The sequence below is a fragment of the Sporanaerobacter sp. PP17-6a genome (assembly GCF_900095615.1).
In the GTDB taxonomy this organism is placed as follows: domain Bacteria; phylum Bacillota; class Clostridia; order Tissierellales; family Acidilutibacteraceae; genus Acidilutibacter; species Acidilutibacter cellobiosedens.
In genome coordinates this window covers 23,806-36,481 of the sequence record NZ_FMIF01000019.1, presented here as the reverse complement: position 1 = coordinate 36,481, position 12,676 = coordinate 23,806, and the positions used below count along the sequence as shown (strand labels likewise).

Genomic DNA, 12,676 nt, shown 5'->3' with positions numbered 1-12,676 from the left:
CACTCCTACCTGTCTTGCCAGCAATATATGCTCTCTTGTTTGTGGCATTGGCCCGTCTGCCGCTGATACTACAAGTATTGCTCCGTCCATTTGGGCTGCTCCTGTTATCATATTCTTTATATAATCTGCATGTCCCGGACAGTCTACATGGGCATAATGACGTTTCTTCGTCTCATACTCTACGTGAGCTGTTGAGATCGTTATTCCTCTTTCTCTTTCCTCTGGAGCTTTATCTATGTTGTCGTATGTCATTACATTACCTAATCCGTATCTCTTATTCAACACCAATGTGATTGCTGCGGTAAGCGTCGTTTTACCATGATCTACGTGTCCTATTGTTCCTATATTTACGTGAGGTTTATTTCTTTCATAATGTTGCTTTGCCATCTCCTTGATTCCTCCTTAAACAATAATCTAATTAAATAAACTCCCCCGGGTGTTCCATAGCTGTAAAATAACACAAATTGGAGCCCATGACCGGAATCGAACCGGTTACCTCTTGCTTACCATGCAAGTGCTCTACCTATTGAGCTACATGGGCATCTATAACCACCCTAAGTATTTTACTACCTACATTCTTCCTTGTCAATACTAAATTAATCTAATCTTCTTTGAGTTCCAGATATCTCTCTAACTTTCTTTTAACCCTCTGCAATGCATTATCTATACTCTTTACATGCCTGTCCAAATCCACTGCGATTTCTTGATATGTTTTCCCATCCAAATATGATGTTAACACTTCCCACTCCAAATTGCTGAGTATTTCTCCTATCTTTGATTCCATGTAGGACAATTCTTCTCTGCTGATTATAAGTTCTTCCGGATCCGTAACCTTAACTCCCGAAAGAACATCAAGTAAAGTTCTATCGGATTCGTCATCATATATAGGTTTGTTTAAAGATACATAGGAATTCAAAGGAATATGTTTCTGTCTTGTTGCAGTTTTAATCGCCGTTATTATTTGTCTTGTTATACATAACTCTGCAAACGCTTTGAAGGAAGTTAACTTATCCTTATTATAGTCTCTAATGGCTTTATAAAGTCCAATCATTCCTTCTTGAATAATATCTTCTTTATCCGCACCAATTAAAAAATAGCATCTTGCTTTAGCTCTTACAAAATTTTTATATCTATTGATCAAATATTCTAAGGCCTGACGATTCCCTTTCTTTGCCTCTTCCACCACATCTTCATCTTCCATGCTGTTAAAGTAAGATAAGTTCAATTCATTGTATAAACCTAATCCCACTAAGTATCCCCTCCAGAAAAGCCAATTATATTATTTCCGACTTAATTAATTAAATTATAAATAAATATCCGTTCATAGTCAAGATCATTCATAACTTTTCCACTTCTTCAATTTTTTAATTATCTCATCATCAAGTTTTCCCATAATCAAATTATTGGTTTCATTCTTCTTCTTTTCTCTGTTTTTCAAAAGCCTTTTTTGATCCAATATTTCCATTTCCAATTCCCTTGCCGATATTCTCGTCCCCCCTCTTCCTAAAATTACTTGTTGTTCCATCCAATCAGAAGTAGCTACCGTCACCTTCTTTATTCTACCTATTTCATCTAATGCTCTTTCTATATATTGATCGGCAGTTTCATATTCTTTTGTATATATGACATCTACTTCTTTTATCCTATTGCTTTCTCCCCCATTTCCCTTTACCAAGTGACCATCAAATACTATTATTACTTTTATACCTGAATAATACTGATATTCCGCCATTACTTCAATAAGCTCTTCCCGCGCCATTTCTAAGCTCACTTCGCTCAAAGAGCGAAGTTTTTCCCACGAATTTATAATATTATATCCATCAACAAACAAATACTCGTTAAACTTTTTCTCATCTTTTTTCATTTTTCAAACTTCTCTGTCTCACAACTTCATATATTAATACAGAAACAGCATTTGATGCATTTAAAGACGATATATGCCCAACCATAGGAATTTTAATAAGAAAATCGCAGTTTTCTTTTACCAGCCTTGATAATCCTTTACCTTCACTGCCTATAACCAATGCGATAGGCCCTTTTAAATCAGTTTCATAATAATAGTTTTCACCGGCCATATCTGCTCCAAATATCCATAGTCCTTTTTTCTTAAGGTATTGTATAGTAGCAGATATATTGGTTTCTCTCGCCACTTTAATCCATTCAATAGCTCCTGCTGAAGCCTTTGCAACAGCCTGAGTTAATGTTGCAGATCTGTGTTTTGGTATTATTATTCCATGGGCTCCTCCCGCTTCAGCCGTTCTTATTATTGCTCCCAAATTATGAGAATCTTCTATTCCATCAAGTATTATAATAAAAGGTTCTTCTGACTTTTCTGCCGATGCATTCAAAATATCATCAACAGTTGAATATGCATAGGAACTAACTAATGCGGCAACTCCCTGATGAGGGATACTGCCCGATATTCCATCCAGCTTTCCTCTTTCTACATACTGAATGGGAATATGCCTATCCTTTGCCTCTCCTATTATTTTATTTATGCTTCCTTTTAACTCGCCTTTAAGTATAAATATCTTATCAATTTCCCTATTAGATTTTAGTGCCTCAAAAATAGGATTTCTTCCTACTATATAATCTCCTTCCATATTTTCACTCCCTATGCATCCCAAAAATTAACATATTTTAAATTTAAAAGATATTACATATATTATACATAAAAATTTGTATCAATACATACAACTTATTATAAATTTAAAAATTTTTCTCTCACTTCATTGATCTTTCCGCAGGTCATCTTCCCTTCAGGACAAGAACCCGTAATACACTCAGGTCCCGCATTCTTAAATAAAGAAGGATATACCCCTTTAACCAATCTCAACATCTCGGTAGCTAACAGCCTTATCTCCCATTGTGCTCTATTACAACATCTGAGCCTGAAAAAATTAAATAAACTTCTGGTATTCATAGTAAATATTATCTTTGTTTCACAGGCATTGGGAAATACATATCTGGCATCTTCTATAGAAGATTTTTCAGCTTTATTCCTTGCTGATTTTTCACTTTCTCCCATATCCATATACTTTTTCAGATAATCATTATACAACATTTCCGTAATTTGATTATAATATTGTTGATCTTCTTTCATTGCCTTTTGAAACATCTCTTTAGCTTCAGGAATATCTGCAATCGCCGGAGGAATTACATAATCAAAACCATCCAGTCTTACATATCTCTGAGACTGTTGAGAATAGCTCCCTATTCTATGCCTCACCAATTGATGGGAAAGAACTCTCGAAATACCTTCCACTCCAAAAGTGAAGGAAACATGTTCAATAGGAGATTCATGCCCTAAATTCATGAGCATGTTAATAAAGTTGTCCACTTTTTTTTCATTCAAATCTTCTTCAATTTCTTCAATTGTTACAGAAGAATAACAGAGCTTTGCCGCCTGTGCCACTAATTTTTCACCGTCTAAGGTGTATCTTAATAATTTCACTTTTAAATTGCTCTCCATAATCAAAACCTCCATATAACTCTATACTATAAAAGAAAATAACTGTATGATTCTATCCTCTTGCCCTTTTAAATATAAATATCCAATTAAAGTTTCAAATCCTGTGGCATACTTATATTCCAAAACGCTAAAATTTTTTGGATGGCTATTTATTTTAGCATTTCTCCCTCTTTTCACAATTCCCATTTCTTCTTCAGTTAAATACTTCTCCAATTTGTGTATAATATCCGATTGAGCTTTGGCGCTTACAAATTCTGTAGCTTTCTGATGAAGTTCCTGAACCTTCAAATTTCTGTTTATATTTATAATATAAGTTCTGACTAACAGTTCGTATACCGCATCTCCTAAGTAAGCCAACTGTAGAGGAGACAAACTGTCTATCTCCTCTACAGTTATATTTTTTAATTTTCCTAATACGTTGTTATATTCATTTTCCATTTTCTATACTCTTTTCCATTTGACTCCTTCCGATGTATCTTCCAGTATTATACCTTTTTCTTTTAATTCATCTCTAATTTTGTCCGCAAGCTTAAAATCCTTATTTCTCCTCGCTTCTGTTCTCTTTTCAATTAATTCCGTTATATCATTATCCAGCATTTCATCTTTTTTAGATAATATGCCCAGTATATTTGTTAATTCCATTAAAGTGCTATATGCATATTGTACCACATTCTTCAACGAATTTTCATTTAAATTTGTGTTTGCCCATTTTATCAGTTCAAATAAAGCAGATACACTATCAGCAGTATTTATGTCATCTTCCATTGAGTTAATAAATTTTTCTTTAAATAGGTCAATTGCTTTTTTCATGGAATCAGCTTTTTCATTAAATTCTACGGTAGTACATTTATTTAATAAATATTCTAAATTTTTCTTCCCGTTATATAATCTTTCTAATCCGTTTCCTGCCTGAAGGAGAAGTTCTTTATTGAAATTAACGGGACTTCTGTAATGAGACTGAAGGATAAAAAACCTCAAAACTTCCAGATCTACTACTTGCCCTATTTCCCTTACTGTAAAAAAGTTCAGTTTAGATTTAGACATTTTTACATTTTCCACATTTATCATGGCATTATGGAGCCAATAGTTGGCAAAGGGTTTTCCTGTTAAAGTCTCACTTTGGGCAATTTCGTTTTCATGATGAGGAAACTGAAGGTCTTCCCCTCCCGCATGAATATCAATAGTATCCCCCAAAAACTCTCTTGCCATGGCGGAGCATTCAATATGCCATCCAGGTCTGCCTTTCCCCCAGGGAGTTTCCCAATAAGGTTCTCCCTCCTTTGCCTTTTTCCAAAGAGCAAAATCCATAGGATTATGTTTTTCTTCACTTACCTCAACTCTTGCTCCGCACATAAGTTCATCAATATTCTTCTTTGAGAGTTTGCCATAATCTTTATCCTTAGTTATATCAAAATATACATTTCCCTCCACGTTATAAGCACAGCCTTTATTAATAAGCTCCTGGACAAATTCAACGATTTCTTTTATATTGTCTGTAGCTTTAGGATGAAACGTATCCTCCTCCTCAATTAAAAGTCCTTTTGAATCTTTGTAGTATTCGGCAATAAATTTATCCGCTATTTCTTTAACGGTTTTTCCTTCTTCCTTTGCTTTTTTTATCATCTTGTCGTCTATATCAGTAAAATTAACTAAAAATTTAACCTTGTAACCCTTGTATTTTAAATATCTCCTCAAAGTATCAAATATAACTAAAGGTCTGGCATTGCCCACATGAATATAATTATAAACTGTAGGGCCGCATACATAAATACTTACCTCTTTTTCCCTTATTGGGACAAATTTTTCCTTCCTTCTCGTTAAAGTATTGTACAGTCTCATATTCTCATTCTCCTATCTTATTATATATCAAAACACCGCCTCACATTACAGAGACGGTGTTATCGCGGTTCCACTCTGATTTGGTTTCATTAAAAAACCCAACTCAAAAATTGATAACGGTTAACACCGGAAATTCCTAATTAATTTCGGAACAACAGTTTAAAGGTGCACTTCAGCTAAACATTGGCCCGGAATTTTTTTCAGCCAAATCAAAAATCCCTCTCTAAGAGCATGTTGAGCTTACTCTCCTTTTCAATACCTTTTAATATTTATTTGTTCTATATTTTACAATAATATGATGACATTTTCAAGGACTATATTAAATATTTTTCTTTAATATATTTTATTCTGTCTGTTATTTTATCTTTCCCCAAAATATAAATAATGTTTACAAGTTCAGGGCCGTGCATATTTCCTGTTAAAGCAATTCTTATGGGCATATATAAATTTTTCCCTTTTATTCCTGTTTTCTTCTGAACTTTTTTCATTATCCCCTTAGCAAATTCTTTGTCTATTTCATCTATATCTTCAAGTTCCGCTTCAAAAGCATCAAATAAGACATGAACTTGATCTCCTTTTAATACTTCTAATACCTCTTCCCCTTCCAAAGTTACTTTATCTTCAAAAAATATCTTTGTCTTATCAACAATATCCTTAATTGTAGATAAACTTTCTTGAACGGTTTCAACTATAGTTTCTATCCAATCATACCTGTTCTTTACATCCTCTTTTGTTATATAATTTGCTTCTATCAAATAGGGTATTGAAAGATCCGTTATTCTTTTTATGCTTGAACTTCTGATATAATGTCCGTTGACCCAATCCAATTTATCCTTATCAAATACTCCCCCGGTCTTTGCAACTCTTTCAAAAGAAAATTGCTTTATCATTTCCTCCATGGATAAAATTTCTTCATTGCCTTCCGGACTCCATCCCACTAATGCAAGATAATTCACAAGTCCTTCCGGAAGATATCCGCTTTTTCTGAAATCCTCCACAGATACATCCCCTTGTCTTTTGCTTAATTTTTTTCTGTCCTTATTCAGTACCACGGGAAGATGAACATATTGAGGACTCTCCCAGCCAAATGCTTCATAAAGATATACATGCTTCGGTGTAGATGCAAGCCACTCTTCTCCTCGGATAATATGAGTTATTTTCATTAAATGATCATCTACCACTACAGCCAAATGATAAGTAGGAAAACCGTCTGATTTCATGAGAACCTGATCATCTAAATCATCTGTATTCATAACAATATCTCCTCTTACCAAATCGTGAAACTTTATATCCTTATTATGAGGAAGCTTAAGTCTTATTACGTATTCTTCCCCATTCGCAATACGTTTCCTTGCCTCTTCCAACGAAATACTCCTGCAAAGGCCATCGTACCTCGGAATAAGACCTTTTACCTTCTGTTCCTCCCTTACTTTCTCCAATCTTTCCTTAGAACAGAAACAATAATATGCGTAACCTTTTTCTATCAACTCATTTACATATTTCTTGTAAATACTAAGCCTCTCTGATTGAATATAGGGGCCATATTCTCCTTTTTGAATAATATTGCCATTATCATCAAAGCAAACACCTTCATCGATTTCAATTCCCGCCCAATTCAAAGACTTAATTAAATTTTCAATTGCTCCTTCTACAAATCTTGTCTGGTCAGTATCTTCTATCCTTAAAATAAACTTTCCATTATTGCGTCTGGCATATAAATAGTTGTATAAAGCAGTCCTAATAGAACCTATATGTATAAAACCTGTTGGACTTGGAGCAAATCTTAATCTTACTTCTTTCAAAACTGACACCTCCTGTTTAAGTCTAATTATAGTTATAATTATATACTACTCATAATAGAGTATCAACCTATGGGTGAAATCTTATCCCGACAATTTAAAATAAAATTTATATGTACTTATGAATATAATCATAATATAATAAAATAAAAGGGTTTCTATTAAAACATTAACATATCAGAGAGATCTTTATAACCCATCCAAATTGAATAAAATAGGTATGGGTTATAAAAACAATATTAAATATGAAGGGAGGAAAATATGAAAAACAATTACATTATAGGAATAATATTGATATTACTTGGTGTTGGCTTTCTTGTACAGAGGTTTCTGCCGGGATTCTATTTTAATAACATCATTCATACTTATTGGCCCTTAATCTTTATAATTATAGGATTAGTCAAACTTTCGGATAAAAACAGTTCCAAAATCACAGGTATAATAATATTGCTAATAGGGGCTTATTTCCAATCATATAATTTAAATTTAATACATTTTAGCTTTTGGGATATATTCTGGCCTATTATCTTACTAATTATAGGTTTTAATCTTTTGATACCCAAAATGAGGAATTCAAAAAAATATCAGGTCGGTGAAGAGAACAGCAAAAGTACTATTGAATCCTTCTGTTTGTTTTCTGGGCTTCATACCTTAAATCAATCTTCATCTTTTAAGGGAGGAAATGTAACAGTTTTGTTTGGAGGGGCAGACATAGATTTAAGAGGAGCAAACATTTCAGAAGGAGAAGCTTATTTAGAACTCAATGCTTTCTTTGGAGGGATAGATGTATTTGTTCCTGAAAATTGGAGAGTAGAAGTTTCGGGCCTGCCTATATTCGGAGGCTGGTCCAATAAAACTCCAATAAATTCGGATCCAAATGCTCCTATCCTTAATATAACATGTTTAGCGGCTTTCGGTGGAATAGAAATAAAATAAGAAGAAAGGATTTACTGATAAAAAATATAATCGGTAAATCCTTTTTCTTGATCTCATATCTCTTTTATATCTAAATCTTGATTTTTAAATTCTCTCTTTATATTTTCAATTATTTTACCTGTACTTATTTCTATATTGTCCTCTGATGCCCTTAAAGAATATTCCACTATATTTTCTTTTGCTCTTTTTCCTACAGTAATCCTAATAGGAATTCCTATTAAATCTCTGTCATTGAATTTAACTCCTGCTCTTTCGTTTCTGTCATCAAGGATCACTTCCAATCCTAATTTATCCAATTCTTCATATATTTTTTCTCCCAAGTCTGTCTGGGACTGATCCTTTACATTAATTACTGTAATTATTACGTGATATGGTGACACTATTAATGGCCAAATTATCCCTTTATCATCATGACACTGTTCTACAATTGCTGCTGCAGTTCTTGATACTCCTATTCCATAAGAACCCATATAAAAATACTGTCCTTTTCCGTTTTCATCAAGATAAGTTGCGTTTAAACTTTTACTATATTTAGTACCCAATTGAAATATATTTCCAACTTCTATTCCTCTGTCCATTTTTAAATGTTTCCCGCACTTAGGGCATAAATCCCCTTCCTTTACAAGAAGAAGATCCTCTACGACTTCTCCCGAAAAATCCCTGTTATAATTTACATTTCTAAGATGATAGTTTGTTTCATTTGCTCCTACTACGAAATTTTTCATCTTAGTAATTCTTGAATCCACAAGAAGCCTTACTCCTTTTTTTAGTCCTATAGGTCCGGAAAATCCCACACAAGCTCCGGTAATTTCTTTTATTACATCTTCATCTGCCAGTTCAAGCTCATGTTCTGCAATACCTAAATAATGGCACAATTTTATTTCATTTAATTCCCTGTCCCCCGGTATCAAAACAAATACTATTTCATCTTTTGCCTTATAAATTAGTGCCTTAGCGAAATTACATCCTTCGATTTTCAGAAAAGCCGACACTTCCTCTATGGTCCTTAAATCCGGAGTATAAACTTTTTCAACTTTTTTTTCTTCCTCATCCTTACATCTTAAGTCATAGGATACCTTAGCCTTCTCGTCTGTTGCCGCATACTCGCAATTATCGCAGTAAGCTATTCTTCCTTCCCCTACCTCCGATAATGCAATAAATTCATGAGATTCGTTTCCTCCCATTGCTCCCGAATCTCCCTCTACTATTTTAAATTTCAGCCTAAGCTTTTTAAACACCTTTTCATAGGCATCCCACATATTCTGATAGGCTGCCTTCATTCCTTGGAAATCCCTGTCAAAACTATAGGCATCTTTCATTATAAATTCTCTACTTCTTATAAGCCCAAACCTCGGCCTCTTTTCATCCCTGTATTTTGTTTGTATTTGATACAAATTCAGCGGCAATTGCTTATAAGATTTGATTTCATCTTTTATTAATGCAGTAAAATATTCTTCATGAGTAGGCCCAAGGCAAAATTCTCTATTGTTTCTATCCTCTAATTTAAACATCTCAGGTCCATAATTTTCCCATCTTCCGCTTTCCACCCATAATTCTTTAGGTTGTATAGCTGACATTAAAAGTTCTTGACAACCGGATTTATCCATTTCTTCTCTGACTATTTTCTCAATTTTTCTTATAACTCTATAGCCCAAAGGCAAATAGGAATATATTCCGGAAACCAGTTTTCTCATCATACCCGCTCTTAAAAGAAGTTGATGACTTGGTATTTCTGCTTCTGAAGGTATTTCCCTTAATGTTGGAACATATAATTCAGACATTTTCATTTTTCTATCTCCTTTCATTTGGTTTAAACTAAAAAAACCTTCATCTCAGGAAGAGACGAAGGTTTGAAATCCGTGGTACCACTCTAATGGATTTAATTTTTATAAATCCTCTCATAAGTTTTAACGATACTATCGTTCAGACATACTAAATTCTGACTGAAAGCTCCGGAATGGGTTCGATTCTTAGAGGACTAAAAGTATTTCACCTTTGAACTTTCTCTCTAAAGTCATAATCGTCTACTATTTTCCTTCAACGCAATATCTTGTTTTTTTTATAATACTAAAAAAAATTCTCCTTGTCAAATAATTTATATTAAATATACTGCTCTCTTTATCCAGAAATTAAATCCTCTGTTCTAAATCGGAATTAACAAACAAACGCTATAAGCGGAAATCCCTTCTTCTCTTCCTTCAAATCCCAAGTATTCAGTAGTCGTAGCCTTAATACCTATATTATCCTCTGATATATTCAATACATGAGATATATTGGCTTTCATTTTATCAATATATGAAGCAAGCTTTGGTCTTTGAGCCACAATAATACAATCCATATTTCCTATTCCATATCCCTTATCTTTAATTATATTATATACCCTTTTCAAAAGAATTAAGCTTGATATATCTTTATATTTCATATCGGTATCAGGAAAATATTTCCCTATATCTCCCAATGCCAAGGCTCCCAACATGGAATCCATTATAGCATGGATTAATACATCCGCATCTGAATGACCTTTTAAACCTTTTTCATGAGGAATTTCCACTCCTCCCAATATTAATTTCCTTTCTTCTGTCAGTTGGTGAGCATCATATCCTATTCCTATTCTCATCATTATCACCCTATCTGGTACGAAAAATTAAATTTTTCATATAAATAAAGTCCTTCTCTTTAACTATGGATTCTGCTATTATTAAATCTTCCGGAGTAGTTATTTTTATATTATTGTAATCTCCCATAATCATCTTTACTTTATATCCCAATCTTTCTACAAGCATACCGTCATCCGTACCTATAAATTGATCCTCTACAGCTTGCCTGTAAGCTTTCATTATAATATCATAAAAAAAACATTGAGGAGTCTGAGCAGCCCATATAAATCTTCTATCAGGAGTATTTTCTATAATACATTCATCCTTTATCAATTTGATAGTATCCTTAACGGGAACTCCTATAATGCAGGCTCCGTTTTCTTCCACTCCCTTTATTCCCGCTTCAATGCTTTCTACTTTTACAAAAGGTCTGGCTCCGTCATGAATAAGAACCATATCACATTTTTTATCTAATGCCATCAGTCCATTATATACCGAATCCTGCCTTTCCTTTCCTCCCTTTACAATTTTCATAACCTTTTTAAATCCATATTTCTTGACTATTTCTCTTCTGCAATATTCTATCTCTTCTTCTCTGCACACTACAACTATTTCATCTACAAATCTGTCTGTTTCAAATTTTTCTATTGCATGAGCTAATATCGGTTTACTATCTATATGTATAAATTGTTTATTTATTTTACTCCCCATTCTATTGCTCATTCCGGCTGCAGCTATTATGGCCGAAACAAAATAGCTTTTATACATGGCTCTATCACCTCTTACACATTATAGCATAATAAAATACAACATGAAATATATTTCTACTATCTTACCCCAAAAATAAAAAAATATTAGGGTCTATATAGACCCTAAACTGCTTTATCTACAAGATATTTGGGCTTTGCAAATATCATCCTACCTGCGGAAGTTTGTAGAACGGATGTAACTAAAACACCGACTGTTTCACCTATATGCTTTTTGCCTCCTTCTACAACTATCATAGTTCCGTCATCTAAATACGCTAATCCTTGCCCTGATTCCTTTCCGTCTCTTATAACCTGAACTATCATTTCTTCTCCCGGCAATACTACAGGTTTAATGGCATTTGCTAATTCATTAATATTTAAAACCTCAATTCCTTGAACCTCTGCTACTTTATTAAGGTTATAATCATTTGTTATAACCTTTCCCTTCAAATGTTGAGCAAGCTTTAAAAGCTTTGCATCAACCTCTTGAGCATTGTCTACCTTTTTATCGTATATAATTACTTCCATATCCAGCTCTTTCTGAATTCTATTTAAAATATCCAATCCTCTTCTTCCTCTATTCCTTTTTAATCCATCTGAAGAATCAGCTATATGCTGCAATTCTTCCAGCACAAAATCGGGTATTATAAGAGGCCCCTCTATGAACCCTGTCTTACACAGGTCTGCAATTCTGCCGTCAATTATTACGCTTGTGTCAAGTATTTTAGCACATGATTTACTTGTTGTTTTAGTTTTTTCTTTTCCTATATTTTTTCTTAAATTGCTAAATGTGCTAACAAAATCTTCCCTTTTTCTCGTTGCAACTTTTATACCTAAATACCCAAAGATCAAATAAAGAATTATAGATATTCCTACTCCTAAGTAAGGAATTTTCAGATTATAAAAAGGTTGACTCAAAAGATACGCTATTATCAATCCCACTATAAGTCCCATGGAACCCATCGCAATATCTGCAGCCGGAATTTTTTGAAGCTCTACCTCTAAGAATTGAATAAATTTCTCCTCTCCTTTTATAAATTTGGGAGCTAAAAGAAAAAATATGATTCCGAAGATTAAACTTACTCCTATATAAATTACTAAACCCACCAAGCCTAAATCAGAAACATCCAATATATTTAGGCTTTTTAAAGCTGCCATAACTCCATATCCAATTAATATTCCTACTATGGTAATAATTCCTTTTATAATTTTATCTACCATATAAACTTCACCTCCTCATTTATTATATTTATTTCCATTAAAATAAATTATATAACTTAATTT

13 protein-coding genes, 1 tRNA gene and 2 other annotated features are annotated in these 12,676 nt (G+C 33.3%); of the genes, 1 reads left to right on the top strand and 13 read right to left on the bottom strand.

Annotated features, from left to right (window positions below; all coding sequences use genetic code 11):
- The 9 genes from PP176A_RS09215 to gltX form a co-directional block, all read right to left on the bottom strand.
- Positions 1-387: GTP-binding protein (locus PP176A_RS09215; RefSeq protein WP_200796113.1), on the bottom strand; the 387-nt coding region annotated here is incomplete at its 3' end.
- A 78-nt stretch (positions 388-465) separates the two neighbouring features.
- Positions 466-541: transfer RNA gene (locus PP176A_RS09210), tRNA-Thr, on the bottom strand.
- A gap of 60 nt (positions 542-601) precedes the next feature.
- Positions 602-1,249, bottom strand: a complete 648-nt coding sequence (gene sigH, locus PP176A_RS09205) for an RNA polymerase sporulation sigma factor SigH (protein WP_083381885.1) — start codon at positions 1,247-1,249, stop codon at positions 602-604.
- A gap of 84 nt (positions 1,250-1,333) precedes the next feature.
- Positions 1,334-1,864: an NYN domain-containing protein gene (locus PP176A_RS09200; RefSeq protein WP_071140186.1), complete on the bottom strand. Its 531-nt coding sequence runs from the start codon at positions 1,862-1,864 to the stop codon at positions 1,334-1,336.
- A complete protein-coding gene (gene rlmB, locus PP176A_RS09195) occupies positions 1,851-2,603 on the bottom strand; it encodes a 23S rRNA (guanosine(2251)-2'-O)-methyltransferase RlmB (RefSeq protein ID WP_071140185.1) in 753 nt (250 codons plus the stop codon). The genes PP176A_RS09200 and rlmB overlap by 14 nt, the downstream gene beginning before the upstream one ends.
- Positions 2,604-2,701: 98 nt before the next feature.
- Positions 2,702-3,472 carry an FAD-dependent thymidylate synthase gene (gene thyX, locus PP176A_RS09190; protein WP_071140184.1) on the bottom strand — a complete coding sequence of 257 codons (771 nt, stop codon included), beginning with the start codon at positions 3,470-3,472 and terminating at the stop codon, positions 2,702-2,704.
- 21 nt (positions 3,473-3,493) lie between these two features.
- On the bottom strand, positions 3,494-3,910 hold the full coding sequence (locus PP176A_RS09185; RefSeq protein ID WP_071140183.1) for a Mini-ribonuclease 3: 417 nt from the start codon (positions 3,908-3,910) through the stop codon (positions 3,494-3,496).
- 3 nt (positions 3,911-3,913) lie between these two features.
- The gene (cysS, locus tag PP176A_RS09180; protein WP_071140182.1) at positions 3,914-5,311 is read right to left on the bottom strand and encodes a cysteine--tRNA ligase; all 1,398 of its coding nucleotides are present in this window, start codon (positions 5,309-5,311) and stop codon (positions 3,914-3,916) included.
- 46 nt (positions 5,312-5,357) lie between these two features.
- Positions 5,358-5,576, bottom strand: a binding site (T-box leader).
- Between the two features lie 49 nt (positions 5,577-5,625).
- Positions 5,626-7,113 carry a glutamate--tRNA ligase gene (gene gltX / locus PP176A_RS09175; protein ID WP_071140181.1) on the bottom strand — a complete coding sequence of 496 codons (1,488 nt, stop codon included), beginning with the start codon at positions 7,111-7,113 and terminating at the stop codon, positions 5,626-5,628.
- A 258-nt stretch (positions 7,114-7,371) separates the two neighbouring features.
- Here gltX and PP176A_RS09170 point away from each other — a divergent pair, with 258 nt between their 5' ends.
- Positions 7,372-8,046, top strand: a complete 675-nt coding sequence (locus PP176A_RS09170; protein WP_071140180.1) for a LiaF transmembrane domain-containing protein — start codon at positions 7,372-7,374, stop codon at positions 8,044-8,046.
- Positions 8,047-8,099: 53 nt separating this feature from the next.
- Here the strand turns inward: PP176A_RS09170 and PP176A_RS09165 are convergent, their stop codons facing one another.
- From PP176A_RS09165 to PP176A_RS09150, 4 genes are all read right to left on the bottom strand, one after another.
- Positions 8,100-9,833 carry a proline--tRNA ligase gene (locus PP176A_RS09165; RefSeq protein ID WP_071140179.1) on the bottom strand — a complete coding sequence of 578 codons (1,734 nt, stop codon included), beginning with the start codon at positions 9,831-9,833 and terminating at the stop codon, positions 8,100-8,102.
- A 48-nt stretch (positions 9,834-9,881) separates the two neighbouring features.
- Positions 9,882-10,096 (bottom strand) — a binding site (T-box leader).
- Positions 10,097-10,189: 93 nt separating this feature from the next.
- The gene (gene ispF / locus PP176A_RS09160) at positions 10,190-10,663 is read right to left on the bottom strand and encodes a 2-C-methyl-D-erythritol 2,4-cyclodiphosphate synthase (RefSeq protein WP_071140178.1); all 474 of its coding nucleotides are present in this window, start codon (positions 10,661-10,663) and stop codon (positions 10,190-10,192) included.
- A 10-nt stretch (positions 10,664-10,673) separates the two neighbouring features.
- The gene (ispD, locus tag PP176A_RS09155) at positions 10,674-11,411 is read right to left on the bottom strand and encodes a 2-C-methyl-D-erythritol 4-phosphate cytidylyltransferase (RefSeq protein WP_071140177.1); all 738 of its coding nucleotides are present in this window, start codon (positions 11,409-11,411) and stop codon (positions 10,674-10,676) included.
- 104 nt (positions 11,412-11,515) lie between these two features.
- The gene (locus tag PP176A_RS09150) at positions 11,516-12,613 is read right to left on the bottom strand and encodes a PIN/TRAM domain-containing protein (RefSeq protein WP_071140176.1); all 1,098 of its coding nucleotides are present in this window, start codon (positions 12,611-12,613) and stop codon (positions 11,516-11,518) included.
- Between the last annotated feature and the right edge of the window lie 63 nt (positions 12,614-12,676).